Genomic DNA, 19153 nt, shown 5'->3' on the forward strand with positions numbered 1-19153 from the left:
AGATCAAATCGACATCCGAACGACTTCCTGGTAGGCCTGCACGACCTTGTCGCGAACCGCGACCGCCGTCTGCAGGGCCTGCTCGGCCGACATCAGCGCCTCGACGACACGGCGCGTCGATTCCTTGCCCTGCATTGCCGAAATCGATGCGGCCTCGCCCGCCTTCAGCGTCCCGATCGCGTCGGACGTCACCTGCTTCATCACTGATTCGAAGCCGGCATCGTCGCCGACCTGGACCGCCGTGGTCGCCGCAGGCGAGATTGCCTGCGTCTCGGTCGCGCGGCTCGCGGCCTGTCCTGCGGAAATCGCGGTGGATGAAATCGCCTCAAGCATGGTCAGCTCCTCAAGAGATCGATGGTCATGCCGAGCATCGACCTCACCTGCTTCACGACCTGGAGATTGGCCTCATAGGAGCGGTTGACTTCCCGCATGTCGGCCATCTCGATCATCATGTTCACGTTCGGCAGCTTGACGTAGCCGGCCTTGTCGGCGGCGGGATGCCCCGGATCGTACTCCACCCGGTAGGGCGTGGTGTCGACGCCGATCTCCTTGACCTTCGCGAGCTGCGCACCCGAGGCGCGGTCCATCGCGGCATCGAAGGTGATGGTCTTGCGTTGATACGGATCGGCGCCGGCGCTGCGTCCCGTCGAGGTTGCGTTCGCGAGGTTCTCCGAGACGATGCGCATGCGCGTCGACTGCGCTTCGAGCCCGGAGCTTGCGACCGTCAGAGAGGCGCTCAATGAGTCCAGCATGTCATTTCACCTCAGGCCTTTGCACTCGACAGGACCATGCGGTGAAACGACCGCACGATCGCCGCGTTCATCGAATAGTCGCGATTGACGTCGTTGCCCTTGATCATTTCCTGCTCAAGGCTGACGGAGTTGCCGGAGTGAACCACCTCCCAGCTGTCCTTCTTCGCGGTCGCCCGCGTGTCGGTCTCGGCTGCGGCCAATTGCATGTGCGAGGGCGACGTCGTTGCGAGCCTCACGGGCATGCCGTCGAGCACCTTGTTGAACGGCTCGACGTCGCGCGCGCGGAAGCCCGGCGTGTTGGCGTTGGCGACGTTGGTGGCGATGGTCGACTGACGCAGCTCGAGATAGCGCGCCTGCGACGATGCGAGTTCGAAGAGATAAAGCGGTCCCACGACGGCCCCATTCTGATCCATTCGGGACGAGCCTAGGACGTTAAGCTTTCGTCAAGCTGTTGCGCGAAGCACCATCCTCGGAAATCTATCGGACGTTCTCGGGCCGCGGCGCCTGCTTGGATTGCAGGAAGTAGATGATCTCGGCGACGGGCCGGAAGAATTCCGCCGGAATCACCTGATCGACCTGGACCGCCTCGTAGAGCGCGCGCGCCAGCGCCTTGTTTTCGATGACGGGGATTCGGTTCTGCTCGGCAACCTCGCGGATCTTCAGCGCGATCACGTCCATGCCCTTGGCCACGACCAGCGGCGCGGCGTTTTCCTCGCGCTTGTAGCGCAGCGCGATCGCGAAGTGCGTCGGGTTGGCAATCACCAGCGTCGCGCGCGAGGCCGAGGCGATCATGCGCTGACGCGAACGGTCGCGCGCCAGCGAGCGCAAGCGCGCCTTGATCAGGGGATCGCCTTCCGCCTGCTTGTGCTCGTCCTTGATCTCCTGCTTGGTCATGCGCAGCTCGCGCCGCCAATGGAAGCGCGCCCAGGCGAGATCGATCGCCACCAGGACGATGGTGGCGATGCAGATCGCCGAGACGATGCGCATCGCGATGTTGAGGATCATCTCCGGCAGCGCGACCGGATCGGTGTACATGGCCTCGAACGCCTTCGCTTCCGACGCGCGCAGCACGAAGGCGACGACGGCGGTCACCGCGGCGAGCTTGAACAGCGACTTGGCGAATTCGATCAGGCCCTGGGTTCCGAACAGCCGGCTCCAGCCGCTGACCGGAGAGATTCGCGACAGGTCCGGCTTGATGCGCTCGAGCACCAGGCGCGGCGCGTTTTGCAACAGCGAGGCGGCGAGCCCGAACACCACCAGGACGACCACTAGCGGCACCAGGAAGCGCAACGCCTGCAGGCCGACAACGGTGAGCAGGTTCTGCGCGTCCGCACCGGTCGAGAGTGGAAAGCCCTCGGGATCGTCGAGCAGGCTCTTCAGCGTCGGCGTCAATTGCTGCACGCCCTGGCCGATCAGGAACGCCTGGATCACCATCAGCGCGGCCATGGAGGCGAAAATGGAGGCCTCCCGAGAGACCGGAATCTTGCCCTGTTCGAGCGCATCGCGGACTTTCTTCTCGGTCGGCTCTTCTGTCTTGCTCTCCTGATCGGATGTTTCTGCCATGCCCGTTCAGCGGTCAGCGGAAGACCAGCTCATCCTCCTGCTCGGGGTTGAGCTCGATTTCGCCCTTCTCCGCCAGCTCGAGCGCCAGGTCGGTGATCACGCGTCGCGCCTCCAGCACGTCGCGCTGGTTGGACGGCTCGCCGATGGCGAGCTCGTGCTCGACGACGCGGCGGACACGCGAGGCGACCGAGGACAGGATCAGCTCGCGGAAGTTCTTGTCGGTGCCCTTCAGCGCCACGACGATGCGATCGGTCGGCACCTGGTCGAAGATCATGGTGCGCGCCTTCGGCGTCAGGTTGACCACGTCGTCGAAGGTGAACAGCAGCTCCTTCAGCACCTCCGCCGATTTCGGCCGCTTCTCCGACAGGCTCTTCAACATGTCCTCGATGTGGCCACGTTCCATCTTGTTGATGATATCGGCGACGCGCGCGTAGGTGTCGGCGCCGAGGTTGCGGGCGAAATTCAGCGTCAGGTCCTCGTGCAGAGTCTTCTCGATGATGCGCATGGCGTCGTCGACGATCGGCTTGAGGCTCAGAACGCGCCGCATCAGTTCGTTGCGCAGGCTCGAAGGCAGCTGGCTCATGACCTTGGCGGCGCAGGCCGGCTTGACCTTTGACAGGATCAGCGCCGCGGTCTGCGGATGCTCCTTGGACAAGTAGCTCGCCAGCGAGTTTTCCGACACCGACGAGACGCGATCCCACACCGACCGGCTCGAATTACCGAGCAGATCCGACATGATCTGCGAGACCTGGTCGGCCGGCAGCACGTCGCCGAGCACGGCCTCCAGACCGCCGAGCGTGCCGAGGATGTTCGCGCCCATCGAGAATTGCTGAGCGAACTCCTCGACGATCCCTTCGAGCTCCTGCGCGGTGATCGGCCGCAGCTCCGCCGCCGCCTTGGTGACGATGCGAATCTCCTGCGGCTCGAACTGCTGCAGCACGCTTGCCGCCGCCTGCCGGCCCATCGCCAGCAGGAGCGCGGCGACCTTTTCCGTGCCGCCCAGCGTGGTAACGCCTCGCTGCTTGGCGGGAGCGATGCCGACCGGTGCCGCCATGGTTAGGTATCACCCTGCCCCAGCGGCCCCACGATCTCCGTGAGCGAGACACCGAAGCGGGAATTATCCTCTTCGACGACCACCACCTCGCCGCGTGCGACGATGCGGCCGTTGACGACGACGTCGACGGGCTCACCGACCCGGTGATCAAGCGGAACCACCGCGCCGCGTCCGAGCTTCATCAGGTTCGCCACCGGAATGGTCGCCGATCCCAGCACCACCTGCATGGTGACGGGAATGCGCAAGATCGCGTCGACGTTGGCGAACTTGCCGGTCTCCTCGGCCGTGCGCTGGGCGATCTCGGCCAGGCGTTCCAGCGGGGACGTCTCGGCCTCGGCCGATGCAGGTGCAGATTCATAGTCGAAGGATTGCGCCATTTGGTATCGCCTCTTGGTATTTCCGCGGCCGCAGCGCCGTGGCGCTCAGACCGTATTGTTCTGCCGGTGCCGGCTTTCAGTGCTTGTTCAGCTCGGCGGTCGCCGCGGACGCGAGCCCGCTGCGCGCATCGAGCGCCGCGATCGCCTCGTGGGCCTGGTCGATCTTCGCGCTCAGCACGTTGGCGAGGCGTCCGAGATTTGCGGTGGAATCGTGCGCCGCGGTGATCACGGTGTCGAAGGCACCCGCGGTCTCGTGCACGATGGTGGAGAACTCGCCCTGATAGCTGCGCAGCCGCGCCAGCTCGCGGTGCATCCTGGTCACCCGCATGCTGGTGAAGGCGAGCGCAACCAGCAGCACGATATCAACGAGATAGGATATCATCGACGAACTCCCGCTTCTGATCGACGGGATCTGCCACCTGCATGGCGTAATAGCCGTCAAGCTGGCCGATCTGACACCAGAACAACACCTGATTGTTGCTTTCGAGACGGGCCAGCGTGCGCGGCGTGGCCTCGAGCTCGAGCACCTGCCCGACCTCGAACTTCACCACATCGCCGAGCGTCACCATCTTCTCGTCGAGCACGGCGCTGAGCGTCACCTCGGTCCGCTGCACCTCGCTTTCCATCTGCTCGCGCCAGCGTGGGTCGGCGGCGCGACCGTCGCTAACGACCACGTGAGCGAGCTTCTGGCGCAGCGGATTGAGCGCGGAGTGCGGAATGATGAGGAACATCTGGCCGCCGCGGTAGAGCGCCTGCAGCATGATGTTCGCGCAGATCGACATGTTGCCGCTCCGCCCGATCGCGAGCGAGGCCATCGCCGTCTCGACCCGCTCGACGCGAAAGGTCACGTTCGACGTGCCGGCGAAGGCGGATTGCAACGCCTTGGCGAACCGTTCGAACAGCGCCTGGACCAGGCGGAGCTCGATGTTCGAGAAAGCGCGCTCTACATCGAGCGGCGGCTCGGCGCCATCGGATCCGAACATCGCCTCGACCATCGTGAACACGAAGTCGCGGTCGAGCATGATGATGACGCGGGAGTCCCACTGCTCGGCATAGAGCACCGCCGCGACCGCGTTGGCCTCGTAGTCCTTTATGATATCGCCGACACGGTCGTTGGTGATGCCGTTGACCGAGAAATAGCAGGGCGTTCCCGCCATCGGCTGCAGGCTGTCGGTGCACGATGCCGCCATGCGATCGAAGATCACATTGAGCATCGGCATACGCTCGATCGATATGCCGGCAGCGTCCAGCAGGTAGTTCGGCAGCTGCTTGCGCTGGTCGACTTCGGCGTCTCCCATCATCATGCGCGCACTGCCTTGGGTTCGGCGTCGGCAACGACGGGCTTGGGACCTGCGATCGTCTCGTTCTCGACCACGTCGATCGAGGGACGTTCGCTGCTCGAGATCATCTTGCGGCCGTGCTCGACGGCGATCTGCGGCATGGCGCCGTTCATGAACGCCAGCAGCGTCTGCTTGACGATGATATAGGGCCTGCACCTCTTCTCGCGCATCATCTTGATCTTGATCGCGAACGGCGAAATGATGCCGTAGGACAGGAAGATGCCGGCGAAGGTGCCGACGAGGGCAGCGCCGATGAATCCGCCCAACAGCTTGGGCGACTGGTCGAGCGCACCCATCGCCTTGATCACGCCGAGCACCGCAGCGACGATGCCGAGGGCCGGCATCGCCTCCGAGACCGTCACCAGCGCATGATAAGGCGCCAGCTTGCCCTTGACGATGGTGTGGATCTCCTCGTCCATCAGCGCCTCGATCTCGTGCGTGCGCGCATTGCCCATGATGATGAGGCGGACGTAATCGCAGATGAACTGGAGCAGCGAGGGGTCGCCGAGCACGCTGGGGAATGCCTTGAAGATTTCGGAGTTCGAGGGATCGTCGATATGCGCTTCCACCTCGTTGCGGCCCTTGCCGCGCAGCTCACGCATCAAAGCGTGCAGCGCGCCGAGCAGGTCGAGGTAATAGCGCTGTCCGGGCACCGCGTTGGTGATGGCCTGCATGCAGGCGACCCCGCTGTCGACGACCGTCTTCCACGGATTGGCCAGGATGAAGGTGCCGACCGCTGTGCCTATGATGATGACGAATTCCCACGGCTGCATGAGCACGGCGAGGTGCCCGCCCATGGCGGCAAAGCCGCCGAGCAGCGCCGCTACCGTGATGAAAATCCCCACGAAACTGCCCAACGCGCCGCTCCATCGCCGATCCCACCGGGAATACCTAGTCGGCGACGCTTGCGCGAAGCTGGCTTCGAGGTCGCCAGCCCCGCGCAAGCAATTGGCGGCAGCTTGAAGCGGGGTCGCGACCTGCGGCCAGAGAGGCGCGTGTCATGCTATCCACGATCGCGGACTACACCAGGCTGACCAAGGACATGGGCAAGTCGCTGACGCAGGTCGCGAAGCAGCCGGATGTCAGCCGCGAGACCGATTATTTCCTCGGCCATATCGGCAACGTGAAGACCATCGACGACTTCCTGAAGGACTATCGTCTCTACTCCTATGCGATGAAGGCCTATGGCCTCAGCGACATGACCTACGCCAAGGCGTTCATGCGCAAGGTGCTGACCGAGGGTGTTAAGAGCAAGGACGCCTTCGCCAACAAGCTGACCGACGCCCGCTACCGGCAATTCGCAACCGCCTTCAACTTCGCCGCACTCGGCGACAAGGCGACCCAGACCGCCGCGGCCACGACCGGCACCGCAACCCAGTACGTCACGCAGACGATGGAGGAGAAGGCCGGCGATCAGAACGAGGGCCTGCGTTTGGCGCTGTATTTCACCCGCAAGGCGTCCACGATCACGACCGCCTACCAGATCCTGGCCGACAAGGCGCTGACGCAGGTGGTGCAGACCGCGCTCGGCCTGCCGTCGACGATCAGCGCGGCCAACATCGACGCCCAGGCCAAGATGATCGCGGACAAGATCAAGCTCACCGACTTCCAGGACCCGGCCAAGGTGACCAAGTTCGTGCAGCGCTTTGCCGCGATGTGGGACGCGACCCAGGCCCGGAACGACAGCTCGACCAATCCCGCGCTGGTCCTGATCGCCGGCGCCGCGACGTCGGTCAGCATGGACACCAACGTGCTTACGACGCTTCAGAACATCAAGTTCAACAGGTAAGTCATGCAATCGGCTCTCTATGTGGGATTGTCGGCGCAGGTCGCGCTCGAGAAGCGCCTCCAAACGATCGCCAACAACGTCGCCAACGTCAATACGGCGGCATTCCGCACCGACGTGGTGAAGTTCGAGACCGTGCTGTCCAAGGCGGGCCCGACGCCCGTGGCATTCTCCTCGCCCGGCGACAACATCATCTCGCGCGAGATGGGCAACATCACCGAAAGCGGCAACCCGCTCGACGTCGCCGTGGTCGGCCAGGGCTGGATCGCCTTCGCCGGTCCGAACGGCACGGTCTACACGCGCGACGGAAGGCTCCAGATCGCGCCCAACGGCGATCTTCAGACCGTGAGCGGATTTCCGATCGTCGATTCCGGCGGCGCGCAGATCACGCTCGACCCGAACGGCGGACCGATCTCGATCGCGCGCAACGGCGCGATCATCCAGGACAACAACGAGATCGGCACCATCGGCCTGTTCAGCATTCCGGCCGACGCCAATCTCGAGCGCTACGGCAATTCCGGCGTGACGCCCGACCGGCCTGCGACCGCCATCGCGGACTTCTCCCGGGACGGCTTCAAGCAGGGCTATGTCGAAGGCTCCGGCGCCAATCCGATGCTCGAACTGACGCGGCTGATCTCGGCCTCGCGCGCTTTCGACGGCACCAATTCGATGATCGAAGGCACTGAGAACTCGCTGCAGAACGCGATCCGGACGCTCGGCGAACCCGGCAAGTAGACGGCGCCTCGCGCTTTAGGTTGTTGTTCAAGCATGATCTTCTCGGAAAACCGCTGCACACTTTTCCGGATCATGCTTCAGGATTGAGGTTGGACGGTTTCCTTGAACGCTCTTCGGCAACTCGAGTGGGCGCTGCTGGAGCTGCAGCAGAGCACTCCCCTGGCAAGCGTCAGCGGCGCGATCTCCGAGATCGCGCCGACGCATTTCCGCGTCTCCGGCCTGTCCCGCTTCGTCAGGCTCGGCGAGCTCATCGGCGTCGATTCGGCCGGCAAGCGCCAGATCGGCGAAGTGGTGCGCATCGACAGCGACGGCATCATCGCCAAGCCGTTCGACCGGCAGTTCGGCGGCGGGCTCGGCTCGGCGGCCTATCGCATGCCGCCTCTGACCTTTGCGCCCGATCCGAGCTGGAAGGGCCGCGTCATCAACGCGCTCGGCGCGCCGCTCGACGGACAGGGGCCGCTCACGCAAGGGTCGCAGGCGGTCTCGGCGGAGGCGGAGGCGCCGTCGGCCATGAAGCGTGCGCGCGTGCACAAGCCGCTGCGCACCGGCGTGCGCGTCATCGACCTGTTCGCGCCGATCTGCGCCGGCCAGCGCGTCGGCATCTTTGCCGGATCGGGCGTCGGCAAATCGACGCTGCTCGCGATGCTCGCCCGCAGCCAGGGCTTCGACACCGTCGTGCTTGCCCTGGTCGGCGAGCGCGGCCGCGAGGTGCGCGAGTTCATCGAGGACGTGCTGGGCACCGACCGTCATCGCGCTGTCACAATCGTGTCGACGGGCGACGAAAGCCCGATGATGCGGCGGCTGGCGCCGAAGACGGCGATGGCGGTCGCCGAATATTTCCGCGACCGCGGCGAATCGGTCCTGCTGATGGTCGATTCGATCACCCGTTTTGCCCACGCCGCCCGCGAGGTCGCGCTCGCCGCCGGCGAGCCCGCGGTGGCACGCGGCTACGCGCCGACGGTCTTCACCGATCTGCCGCGCCTGCTCGAGCGTGCCGGCCCGGGTGAGGAGGGATCCGGCACCATCACCGGGATCTTCTCCGTGCTGGTCGACGGCGACGATCACAACGAGCCGATCGCCGACACCATCCGCAGCACGCTCGATGGGCATATCGTGCTCTCGAGGCACATCGCAGACCAGGCGCGCTATCCGGCCGTCGACGTTCTGGCCTCGGTCTCCCGCCTCGCCCACAACGTCTGGGACCCCGAGGAGCGCGAATTGGTGAGCAAGCTGCGCGCCATGATCGCGAAATACGAGGACACGCGCGACCTTCGCCTGATGGGCGGCTATCAGCCGGGACGTGATTCGAGCCTCGACCAGGCGGTCGAGATGGTTCCGCGAATCTACAACGCGATGCGACAAGGCGCGTCGGCCCCGCCGAGCGCCGATCCTTTCCGCGAGCTCCGCGACATGCTCAAGGGCGAATGACGGGTCGAGAGGGTGAGGCATCTGACGCCCGCCCTGCCCGTGGTTTTCGACAAGTGATTGCGCATGTCGCTACGCTTCCAGTGCATGCGCGGCCTCACCGGTCACCGATCTTCCTCGTGAGGGAATTCGCCGTTCGGGTGTGCACGGATGATCCGGACAGTGGGGTCTGGCACGCACGGCGGGAACAACCGCCACGTGCATTTCCAGCGAGTTCCCTCGACCATTCTTCCGCAGGACGTACAAGTTGTGGATGACGTGCCGCCAAACGCCGTCCAGGTGCACAAGCTTCGATCAATTTGCATCAACGCCGGACAATGACGTGCCGTGCAACCAAACTCTCACACTGTCCAGTGCATAGTGCTCGCCATGCCCGTGTATTGCGTTCACTATCATGTGTCCCGAACAGCGAGAAAGTCTTGAACGTCGCATTCGTCTGCAACGACATCCAGTCTGCGAGAGGGTCTCTACTTGATTTTGTTGAGAAGCTCATCCATCGTTTTGGTCGAGTATAAGAAACGTCTGCTTGTGACTTGAACCTTTGGGGCTTCGGTTGAGCTACTCCGATCCACCGTTCGCCGGCGACGCCGACCCGAGCTCCCGCGCGACGACGACGCTGTCGGCATGCCATCCGCGAAACGGCTTCTCGCTCCGGACGATGCGACGCTCACCGGCCCAGGTCGAGCGCGTTGCGATCCGCACCTTTGCGCGAGAGTTCGGCCGGGCATGCTCGTCTGACACTCAGAAGCGGCTTCGGGACGCCGCAGACGAAGTTCCGGGGACGGGGTAGATTCATGCCATTGGCGCGGGAAGCCGTCGAGCTGCTGGTTCAGGCGGCGCGGGCTTGGTATTTCGAGGGCAATCAGCATGGATTGCGCGATCGGGAATGGATGGCGCTGCGCTTTCTCGGGCGCGCCAACAGGTTTTCGCGTACCCCGTCCGCACTGGCCGGCTTCATCGGCGCCACGCGAGCGACTGCATCGCAGATCGTGAAGACTCTGGAGAGCAAGTCGTTCCTGGTGCGCAAGCCGTCGCACGAGGACAAGCGTTCCGTCGTCCTGCACGTCACGCCCCAAGGCGAGAAATGCCTGAGCCAGCACGACCCGATCAATCACGTGGTGAACGCGGTCGCGGCGCTCGGGACCGAAGAGTGCATCAGGCTGCGCGACTCTCTCCGCGAGATCCTCAATCACCTCGACGCAGCCCATCAGCGGCTCGAAGCGAGCATCTGCCGGGACTGCATGTTTCTCGCAGAGCGCGGCCCGGGCACCGGCAAGGGACGTGGAACGGCCGAATTCATGTGCCGGCTCTATCGTGCTCCGATCTCGCTCGAGGAGACCGAGCTGCTCTGCACCAGCTTCGAGCGCACGCGTGACCGCCCCAAGATCGAGCAGAATCTCGACCGCGAGCGCGTGGCGAGCCAGGGGTAAGGCGGGCGCCTTGTCCCTCTCGTGTCCCGGACAAGCCGCAACGCGCAGCGTTGCGGCGCAGAGCCGGGACCCAGGAGCGACAAGGCGCGTTGCGGATAGATGGGCCCCGGCTCTGCAGCGCACCGTCGAAGAGACGCTGCGCTGCGTCCGGGGCACGAGAGCAAAGCCTGGCGCGCGCACTCTCCTCCTCGTCATTGCGAGCGAAGCGAAGCAATCCAGAATCCTTCCGCGGAAAGGCGCTGGATTGCTTCGGTTCGCTCGCAATGACGGACGATGACGCAACCACATTGCTCCTTCTCTCATCTCGGCTTGCAGACACGCCTTCCCGTTCTCGCGGCTGATTTCGCCCGAGCTTTGTTTTGTCTCGCCGCCCTCATGAGCAAGAGGGCGCAGGGAAGGCCGGGTGCCGGCAGGCACCCGCGGTCTGCTGCGCAAAAAGCACACGCAGAAAACCGCACAGCAGCATACAGGTGGTGCCGTACACACGGCCTTCCCTGCGCGATGGTCGGACGGCTTATGCCGTGCTCTCCCGGGAGCCGAACTTTCCCTCTGGCCTCCCTCACCCCTGCGAATTGACGATGCCGTCCGCCCGGTTGGGCTCGCGCGCATCTTCGAAGGGCTTGGCCGTAGCAACGACGGCCAGGACCACACGGTTTTGCCGTACGCGCGGCCCGCATGTTCGCCGCAGGGTTCTCCCGCGCTGTCGACGTCACGGGAGAAATGCTGACGAGACGAGCCTTACAGCGCCGCTCGTCCGCACGCGGTTGCGAGCTCGCAGGGACTACCCGCCCTGCCCGCACCTTTCATGCCGACGCTGCCGCGTCCACCGCAAGCCCAGCTCGCGACACGTGACGACATCAAGATCGCCCCTCAAGATCGAGCCGGGATGGGCGACACATACGATATTTCCGAATTTCGGTAAAGAAGAATATTTTTGCCTGAACGAGTTGACAGGAGGCGAAACAGGCCCGCCGGGCAGGTCCTTGAACGAACGACGTCCGTACCTTGCGGCCCAGGACCAGCGCGGCCTTGTATGCATTATCCCAGTTGCCATCCTCCCGCTCTTCGCTTTACATGCCCCCAACTCGCCCCCGCGGATGAAGGCCGGGGCCCAAAATCACACAAATTGCCAAGGGACGGAGCATGGCGCGCAACATATTGATTCTCGGGGCTTCTTACGGCTCCCTGCTGGGCACGAAGCTGCTAATGGCCGGGCACAACGTGACCCTGGTCTGCCGCGCCAAGACCGCGGAGCTGATCAACCGCGACGGTACCGAGGTGCGCATCAAGTTGCGCGACGAGGCCGTGCACCGGGCCATCTTCTCCCGCAACCTCCCCGGCAAGCTCGATGCGGTGACGCCGGCTGATGTCGACCTCTCCCGCTACGATCTGGTCGGCCTCGCGATGCAGGAGCCGCAATACACCAACCACACGGTGCGCGTCCTCATGGTCAAGATCGCCACGGCGAAGCTGCCGTGCCTGTCGATCATGAACATGCCGCCCCTGCCCTATCTGAAGCGGATTCCGGCACTCGCCGGCATGGACCTCGAGGAGGCTTACACCAATGCGCAGGTGTGGGAGCGGTTCGAGCCGGGGCTGGTGACGCTGTGCTCGCCCGACCCGCAGGCCTTCCGTCCGCCGGAAGAAGCCGCCAACGTGCTGCATGTCGGCCTGCCCACCAATTTCAAGGCGTCGGTCTTCGCCGACGAGAAACACAACAAGCTGCTGCGCGAGCTGGAGGCCGACATCGACGCGGTGACACTCGACGGCCACGACGTACCGGTGAAGCTGAAAGTGTTCGATTCCCTGTTCGTGCCGCTGGCGAAATGGTCGATGCTGCTGACCGGCAATTACCGCTGCATCACGCCGAACGAGCCACAGTCGATCCGCGACGCCGTGCATGGCGATCTTAAGCGCTCGCAGACGATCTACGACCATGTCGACGCGATCGCCCGCCGCCTCGGCGCCGATCCGCAGGACCAGGTGCCGTTCGCGAAATACGCCAAGGCTGCCGAGAGCCTGCTCAAGCCGTCCTCGGCCGCGCGCGCGGTCGCGAGCGGCGCGCCCTTCATCGAGCGCGTTGACCTCCTGGTGAAGCTGATCTCGCATCAGCTCGGCGTACCCAATGCCGAGATCGACCGCACCGTCGACACCGTGGACCAGAAGCTGAACGAGAAGATCGTGCAGGGCGGCTCCGGCGCGCAGTAGCGCGGCTTCCAACGCCGGCGCTCAGGCGGAAGAATTGCAGCCAGGGCGGATGCTTTCCGGTTTTGGCGTGGGCAACACCGCCTGATTCGCGCTGGAGCGCTCGACGCGCCACCGCTGGATTGATAAGCCGCTGTCCGCGAATGACGGGACTTTGAGTCGGGGACATGACGGTTGCGATCGAGATGGGGCAGACCACGGCAGGCGCCGCGGCCGCCATGGACCTCGAGGAATTGCTGGCGACCCGTCTCCTGGTGCAGGGCAATTCGGGCTCCGGCAAGTCGCATCTGTTGCGGCGGCTGCTGGAGCAGAGCGCGCCCTGGGTGCAGCAGGCCATCATCGACCCCGAGGGCGACTTCGTCACGCTGGCCGAGCGGTTCGGCCATCTGGTGATCGAAGCCGAGGATCACACCGAGCGGGGCCTTCAGGTCGCGGGCGAGCGCGCGCGGCTGCATCGTGTCTCCACCGTGCTCAATCTCGAAGGCCTCGATGCCGAGAACCAGATGCGGCGCGCAGCTGCCTTCCTCGGCGGGATGTTCGACGTCGAGCGCGACCATTGGTACCCGATGCTCGTCGTCGTCGACGAGGCGCAGCTGTTCGCGCCGGCGGTGGCGGGCGAGGTCTCGGACGAAGCGCGCAAACTCTCGCTCGGCGCCATGACCAATCTGATGTGCCGCGGCCGCAAGCGCGGGCTTGCCGGCATCATCGCGACCCAGCGCCTCGCCAAGCTCGCCAAGAACGTCGCGGCGGAAGCCTCCAACTTCCTGATGGGTCGCACCTTCCTCGACATCGACATGGCGCGCGCGGCCGACCTGCTCGGCATGGAACGGCGGCAGGCCGAAGCGTTCCGCGATCTCGAGCGCGGCCAGTTCATGGCGCTGGGACCTGCGCTGTCGCGCCGTCCGCTGCGGCTCAACATCGGCCCGACCGAGACCAGCCCGCGCAATTCGACGCCGCGGCTGATGCCGCTGCCCGAGGCCACGCTCGAAGATGCCCGCGCGGTCATCCTCGCCGCACCGCCGCCCGACGCCAGCCGGCCGCAGCGACGGCCGGCGCCGGATCTGCTCGAGCAGCTTCGCGCGGCGAAGGCCGCCGCGGTGCCGGAGGTTCGGCTAGAGGCGGTCGAGACGCCCGTCAGTGCCGAAGAGCTCGCCGAGCGGCGCGAGCGCGTGGATCGCACACTGCGCGCCGTGATGGCCGAGCCCGATGCCGGCTTCCGCGCCATCGGCGTGCTCTACCAGGAGTTCGTGGTCCGCTGCCGCATCGAGGGCTTGGGAGCGGCGGTGCCCGATCTCAACGAATTCCGGCGCATGCTGACGCATGCGCGCGCCGGGCTCGGCACCGACCTCACCGACGACGACGCTTGGCAGGACGTGGCGCTGCGCGCCTCGATTCTGCCCGACGACATGCAGGGCGTGTTCATGATGATCGCGCGCGCGGCCAAGGAAGGCTGGCCCTGCCCCGGCGATGCCGCGATCGCCCGCGCCTACGGCTCGCACTCGCTGCGCCGCGCGCAGCGCCTGCTCGGCTACATGGAGGAGCAGGGCCTGATCGTCGTCCAGCTCGACGGCGGCGGCCGCAGGATCGTGACGCTGGTGGAGCTCGCCTGGGCGACCGCGCCGGGCGATCCCAACGCCGATGATCAGCCGGTGGAGCAGGTCGCGAGCGCGGCGTCGGGTTGACACGGATGGAGAGTCGTCATGCCCGGGCCTGTCCCGGGCATCCACGTTCTTCGTGCCAGGAGGCAAGACGTGGATGGCCGGGTCATAGGCGAGCGCAAGCGACGCCGTCCTTCGGACGGCTATGCCCGGCCATGACGCGGAGAGGTCAACTACTGCGTCAGGCCGCCTCGGAGCCGCCGAGATAGGCGTCGCGGATGCGGGGGTCGTCCTTCAGCGCGCGCGCGGGCCCCGACAGCACGATCTTGCCGGTCTGCAGCACATAGGCCTCGTGCGCGATCTCGAGCGCGAGGCTGGCATTCTGCTCGACCATGAAGACCGAGACGCCGTCCTGGTTGATGGTGCGGATCAGCTCCAGCACGCGGTCGACGTAAAGCGGCGACAGGCCCATGGTCGGCTCGTCCATCACGATCATGCGGGGGCGGCTCATCAGCGCGCGCGCCATCGCCACCATCTGCTGCTCGCCGCCGGAGAGCGAGCCGGCGCGCTGCGCCAGCCGCTGGCCGAGCTTTGGGAACAGCGTCAGCATCCGGTCGAGATCCTGCGCAACGGCGTCGCGGTCGTTGCGCACGAAGGCGCCCATCAGGATGTTCTCGCGCACGCTCATGTCGGCGAACAGCCGCCGCGCCTCCGGCACCGAGGCGATGCCGCGGCGGACGATCTGCGGCGTGGAAAGCCCGATCAGCGAGGCGCTGTCGAAGGTCACCTCGCCCGAGCGCGGCTTCACCAGGCCCAGGATGATCTTCATCGTCGTCGACTTGCCGCTCGCGTTGCCGCCGAGCAGGCAGACGATGTGGCCGCGCGCGACGGTGATCGACAGGTCGAAATGCACCTGGGCCTGGCCGTAGAAGGTGTTGACGTTCGACAGAGCCAGCAGTGCTTCGGGTGCGCTCGTCATGCCGCGCTCTCCTGCTCGGTCGTTCCCGACAAGCCGTGGCCGAGATAGGCCTCGATCACGTTGGGATCGGTTCGCACCTGCTCGCCCGGCCCTTCCGCGATCTTCTTGCCCTCGTCCATGACGATGACGCGGTCGGACAGGCGCATCACCATCTCGAGCTTGTGCTCGATCAGGAGGATGGTCAGACCTTCGGCTTTCAATTCGGCGACGAGCGACTGCATCTCCGCGGTCTCGGTCGGGTTCATGCCGGCGGTGGGCTCGTCGAGCAGCAGCAGCCGCGGCTTCAGCGCGAGTGCGCGGGCGATCTCGACCCGGCGGCGGTTGGCATAGGAGAGGCTATAGGCGGGCTGGTCGATGCGCGGCAGCAGCCGTTCGCCGAAACGGGCGAGGATGGCCTTCACCTCCTCGCGCAGCCGCTCTTCCTCGGCCCTGACGCTCGAGGGACGCAGCAGGGCCAGACCCAACTCCAGCAGCGGGCCGATCACCGGCACCGCCGGCTTCACGGCGCGCAGCCGCGTGTGCGCGCCGATCAGGACATTGTCCTTGACGCTGAGATTGCCGAACACGCGGCCGAGCTGGAAGGTGCGCGCGATGCCTTCGGCCGCGAGCCGCTCCGGCGATAGGCCGGTGATGTCCTGCCCTTCGAAGCTGACGGTGCCGGCATCGGGCCGGTCAAGCCCGGTGACGAGATTGAACAGCGTCGTCTTGCCGGCGCCGTTCGGACCGATGATGCTGATCAGCTCGCCCTTGGCGAGGTCGAGGTCGATGGCGTCGACCGCGGTGAGGCCGCCGAAGCGGCGCGTCAGGCCGCGCAGGGACAGCATGGAGTGAAGCTGCTTCTCCATCAGATCGTCCCCAACAGGCCCTGCGGCCTGAACCGCACCAGCAACAAGAGAACGATGCCGTAGATCAGGATGCGATACTCCGCCGCGATCCGGAACACCTCGGGCAGGCCGACCAGCGCGACCGACCCGACGATGGCGCCGACGACATTGCCGAGGCCGCCGAGGATGACGACGGTCAGCGCGAGGATCGATTGCTGCGTGTTGAAGGTCTCGTGGTTGATGTAGGAATAGAGATGCGCGGCGATGCCGCCGCTGACGCCGGCGGCGAAGCCGCCGAAGATGAAGGCCAGCGACTTGTAGCGGTTCAGGCTGAGGCCATAGGCGCGCGCGGCGATGTCGTCGTCACGGATGGCGCGAAAGCTGCGGCCGAGATGCGAGGTGAGCAGCCGCCCCTGCAGCAGCGCCAGCACGACCATCACCGCAAGGCTGAACCAGTACACCGAGGACGGGCTGATCAGGTCATAGCCGAACAGCGTCAGCGGCGGGATGCCGGAGATGCCAATCGGGCCGCGCGTCACGCTCTCCCAATTCAGGATCACCAGCGACACGATCTCGCCGATCGCAAGCGTCGCGATCGACACATAGTGCCCGCGCAGGCGGAAGGACGGCGAGATCAGGAGCGTGCCGAGCGCAGCGCTCATCAGGCCGCCGCCGACGATGGCGAGGCCGACCGGGACGTTGAGGGTCAGCGACAGCAACGCCGACGTATAGGCGCCGATCGCCAGCAGCGCGGCGTGTCCGAGCGAGACCTGCCCCATCGTGCCCGCAACCAGCGTCAGGCTGAGCGCGAGCATGCCGAGCAGCCAGGCATTGATCAGGGTCTGGAGCACGTAGAAGGACACCGGGAAGAGCGGCAGCACCGCGAAGATTGCCGCGGCGACGGCCAGCGCCCAGCGCGGAATGCGCAAGGGCCGGCTCGGCGCGATGAAGGTGCCGGTGAGCGGCTCGGGCGGCGCCTGCCGGGTGCTGGCGAACAGGCCGTTCGGCCGCAGCACCAGGACGACGACCAGCAGGAGGAAGGCGAACAGGTTGCGATAGCTGGTGCCGAACACGGCAACGCCGTAGCTCTCGACGAGGCCCAGCAGCAGGCTGCCGATCACCGCGCCAGGCACGTTGCCGGCGCCGCCGACAACTTCGGCGACGACGCCCTTCAGCGTCGCCTGCAGGCTCATCGCCGTGTCGATCTGATTGTAGTACATGCCGACCAGCATGCCGGAGACGCCGCCGAGCGCCGCCGCGATGCCGAACACCGCCTGGTTGACGCGGTTGACGTCGACGCCCATCTGCATCGCGGCGTCGCGGTCCTGCGACGCCGCGCGCACGGCCCAGCCGAGCTTGCTGTAGCGCAGGAACACGAACAGCAGCAGCGCGCTGGTGATGCCGACGCCGGCGATGAGCAGATCGAGCGGCCCGATCGTGCCGCCGCCGAGCTGGAAGCGTACGTCCGGCAGCTGGCTCGGCAACGCGCGCGGATTGGGCGAGAAGGTCAGCATCACCAATTGATCGAGCACGAAGCTGATGCCGATGGTCGCGAGCAGCGGGGCGATCCGCACCGAGTTCTGCAGCGGCCGCAGGCCGAACCGCTCGATGACCAGGCCGACCAGTGCGGCGGCCGCCGCCACCACGATGATGGTGAGCGGCAGCGGCGTATGCAGCTGCATCACCGCGACCCAGCCGATATAGGCGCCGACCAGATAAATCGAGCCTTGCGCGAAGTTGATCAGCCGGCTGACGCCGAAGATCAGCGCTAGCCCGACCGCGACCAGCGCATAGACATTGCCGATGATCAGCCCGTTAATCGTGTAGTCGAACCAGGAAGACACGCAGCGTTCCTAATGAGGGATGAAGGCGGCCGGAGCGGTGCGCTCCGGCCATCGGGTCAGGTCGGCTTGCCGTCCCAGAGGGTGAACTGGCCCTTGCGCACGACGAGCTCGGCGTTCATGGCGCCCTTGACGCGGCGGCTCTCGACGTCGAACGTCGCCTTTCCGAAGATGACGCTGGAGACGTCCTTGACCTTGGCGAAGGCATCGCGAATGGCGCGGCGGTCGGTGCCGCCGATCTTCACCACGGCCGCGGCCATGTTCATCGCGTCATAGGAATAGGCGTTGAAGGCGTCGGGCTCCTGCCCGTTGTACTTGGCCTTGAAGCCCTCGATGAACTTCCGCACCTCGGGCCGCGGATCCTGCGGGAAATAGCGCGTGCCGAGATGGACGTCCTCGACCGCCTCGCCGCCGAGCTCCAGGAATTTGGGCGAGTAGACCGAGCTTGCCGCGCAGATCGTCTGCTTCAGCCCGACCTGACGGGCCTGGCGCGCGATCAGCGCGCCGTCGGAATAATAGGAGATCAGGATCAGCCCGTCCGGGCTGGCGTCGCGCACGCGCACAAGGGTGGAGCGGAAGTCGCGCTCTTCCGCGATGTAGCCCTCGGTGACCGCGATCTCCGCGCCGTATTCCTTGGCCGCCTTGACGAAATGGTCGCGGCTGGTGCGACCCCAATCAGTGTTGAGGTGCAGCACCGCGAGCTTCTTCAGGCCGAGCCGCCTGACGGCGTAGGACGCCAGCAGCGGCTGCTCGTCGGCCTGGCTCACGGACGTGCTCCACATGAAGTCGCCGCCCTTGGTGAAGTCGGGGTGCGAATTGGTGAAGCCGAACTGCACGAGGCCGCCGCGCTGATAGATCGGCGAAGCCGCCATCGAGGCGGGACTGGAGAAATCGCCGAGCTCCATGACGATGCGGGGATCGGAGACGAATTTCTGGGCAATCGCCACCGACTGGCGCGGATCGCTCTGGCTGTCCTCGAACTGGTAGGCGAGCTTGCGGCCGTTGATGCCGCCGGCGGCGTGGATCTCGTCGAGCGCGAGGTCAAAGCCCTGCTTCCACTGCGCGCCATATTGCGCGTTCGGTCCCGTGAGGGGGCCGCTGATGCCGAGCAGGATCGGCTCGGCGGATTGCGCAAGCGCCGCGCGCGAGAAGGCCGTGCCCGCCATCATGGCGGCGAGCGAGCCTTTGACCAGGGTGCGACGATCGATGTTGCTCATGCACGGCTCCATCCATTCCAGTTGATA

Annotated in this window: 19 protein-coding genes; 6 read left to right on the forward strand and 13 right to left on the reverse strand. The window is 65.6% G+C overall.

From position 1 onward, the window contains the following. Window positions 1-3 precede the first annotated feature (3 nt). From fliE to motA, 9 genes are all read right to left on the reverse strand, one after another. The gene (gene fliE, locus HZZ13_RS31755) at window positions 4-333 is read right to left on the reverse strand and encodes a flagellar hook-basal body complex protein FliE (RefSeq protein WP_197963393.1); all 330 of its coding nucleotides are present in this window, start codon (window positions 331-333) and stop codon (window positions 4-6) included. A 2-nt stretch (window positions 334-335) separates the two neighbouring features. Continuing rightward, window positions 336-752 carry a flagellar basal body rod protein FlgC gene (flgC, locus tag HZZ13_RS31760; protein WP_197963394.1) on the reverse strand — a complete coding sequence of 139 codons (417 nt, stop codon included), beginning with the start codon at window positions 750-752 and terminating at the stop codon, window positions 336-338. Between the two features lie 11 nt (window positions 753-763). After that, entirely contained in the window at window positions 764-1165 is a 402-nt protein-coding gene (gene flgB, locus HZZ13_RS31765; protein WP_157281919.1) for a flagellar basal body rod protein FlgB, read from the reverse strand. A gap of 64 nt (window positions 1166-1229) precedes the next feature. Beyond that, a complete protein-coding gene (flhB, locus tag HZZ13_RS31770) occupies window positions 1230-2315 on the reverse strand; it encodes a flagellar biosynthesis protein FlhB (protein ID WP_197963395.1) in 1086 nt (361 codons plus the stop codon). Window positions 2316-2328: 13 nt separating this feature from the next. Further along, entirely contained in the window at window positions 2329-3369 is a 1041-nt protein-coding gene (locus HZZ13_RS31775) for a flagellar motor switch protein FliG (protein WP_197963396.1), read from the reverse strand. Between the two features lie 2 nt (window positions 3370-3371). Further along, window positions 3372-3746, reverse strand: coding sequence for a flagellar motor switch protein FliN (gene fliN, locus HZZ13_RS31780; RefSeq protein WP_027572802.1), 375 nt, complete (start codon window positions 3744-3746; stop codon window positions 3372-3374). 76 nt (window positions 3747-3822) lie between these two features. Beyond that, complete coding sequence (locus HZZ13_RS31785; protein ID WP_197963397.1) at window positions 3823-4128, reverse strand: hypothetical protein; 306 nt, start codon at window positions 4126-4128, stop codon at window positions 3823-3825. Then, window positions 4109-5050 (reverse strand): flagellar motor switch protein FliM, encoded by a 942-nt coding sequence (locus HZZ13_RS31790; RefSeq protein WP_197948346.1) that lies wholly within the window; start codon window positions 5048-5050, stop codon window positions 4109-4111. The genes HZZ13_RS31785 and HZZ13_RS31790 overlap by 20 nt, the downstream gene beginning before the upstream one ends. Continuing rightward, window positions 5047-5943, reverse strand: a complete 897-nt coding sequence (motA, locus tag HZZ13_RS31795; RefSeq protein WP_197963398.1) for a flagellar motor stator protein MotA — start codon at window positions 5941-5943, stop codon at window positions 5047-5049. Before motA ends, HZZ13_RS31790 begins: the two co-directional genes overlap by 4 nt. Window positions 5944-6086: 143 nt before the next feature. On the opposite strand from motA, the gene HZZ13_RS31800 reads away from it, so the two are divergent. From HZZ13_RS31800 to HZZ13_RS31825, 6 genes are all read left to right on the forward strand, one after another. Further along, entirely contained in the window at window positions 6087-6875 is a 789-nt protein-coding gene (locus HZZ13_RS31800) for a DUF1217 domain-containing protein (RefSeq protein WP_197963399.1), read from the forward strand. A 3-nt stretch (window positions 6876-6878) separates the two neighbouring features. Next, window positions 6879-7607, forward strand: a complete 729-nt coding sequence (flgF, locus tag HZZ13_RS31805) for a flagellar basal-body rod protein FlgF (protein WP_197963400.1) — start codon at window positions 6879-6881, stop codon at window positions 7605-7607. 102 nt (window positions 7608-7709) lie between these two features. After that, window positions 7710-9035, forward strand: a complete 1326-nt coding sequence (fliI, locus tag HZZ13_RS31810; protein ID WP_197963401.1) for a flagellar protein export ATPase FliI — start codon at window positions 7710-7712, stop codon at window positions 9033-9035. A gap of 791 nt (window positions 9036-9826) precedes the next feature. After that, the gene (locus HZZ13_RS31815) at window positions 9827-10462 is read left to right on the forward strand and encodes a MarR family winged helix-turn-helix transcriptional regulator (protein ID WP_197963402.1); all 636 of its coding nucleotides are present in this window, start codon (window positions 9827-9829) and stop codon (window positions 10460-10462) included. Window positions 10463-11605: 1143 nt separating this feature from the next. Further along, complete coding sequence (locus HZZ13_RS31820) at window positions 11606-12670, forward strand: 2-dehydropantoate 2-reductase N-terminal domain-containing protein (RefSeq protein ID WP_197963403.1); 1065 nt, start codon at window positions 11606-11608, stop codon at window positions 12668-12670. 164 nt (window positions 12671-12834) lie between these two features. Then, window positions 12835-14349: a helicase HerA domain-containing protein gene (locus tag HZZ13_RS31825; protein ID WP_197963404.1), complete on the forward strand. Its 1515-nt coding sequence runs from the start codon at window positions 12835-12837 to the stop codon at window positions 14347-14349. Between the two features lie 157 nt (window positions 14350-14506). Here HZZ13_RS31825 and HZZ13_RS31830 read toward each other — a convergent pair whose 3' ends face one another. From HZZ13_RS31830 to HZZ13_RS31845, 4 genes are read right to left on the reverse strand one after another with little or no spacing between them, the layout of a single operon-like run. Beyond that, window positions 14507-15244, reverse strand: coding sequence for an ABC transporter ATP-binding protein (locus HZZ13_RS31830; protein WP_197963405.1), 738 nt, complete (start codon window positions 15242-15244; stop codon window positions 14507-14509). Then, window positions 15241-16089, reverse strand: a complete 849-nt coding sequence (locus HZZ13_RS31835; protein WP_197963406.1) for an ABC transporter ATP-binding protein — start codon at window positions 16087-16089, stop codon at window positions 15241-15243. The genes HZZ13_RS31830 and HZZ13_RS31835 overlap by 4 nt, the downstream gene beginning before the upstream one ends. Next, window positions 16089-17912, reverse strand: a complete 1824-nt coding sequence (locus tag HZZ13_RS31840; RefSeq protein WP_197963407.1) for an ABC transporter permease — start codon at window positions 17910-17912, stop codon at window positions 16089-16091. Before HZZ13_RS31840 ends, HZZ13_RS31835 begins: the two co-directional genes overlap by 1 nt. A gap of 56 nt (window positions 17913-17968) precedes the next feature. Then, on the reverse strand, window positions 17969-19126 hold the full coding sequence (locus tag HZZ13_RS31845) for an ABC transporter substrate-binding protein (RefSeq protein ID WP_197963408.1): 1158 nt from the start codon (window positions 19124-19126) through the stop codon (window positions 17969-17971). Between the last annotated feature and the right edge of the window lie 27 nt (window positions 19127-19153).

Origin of the sequence: Bradyrhizobium agreste (assembly GCF_016031625.1) — a bacterium.
Lineage (GTDB): Bacteria > Pseudomonadota > Alphaproteobacteria > Rhizobiales > Xanthobacteraceae > Bradyrhizobium > Bradyrhizobium agreste.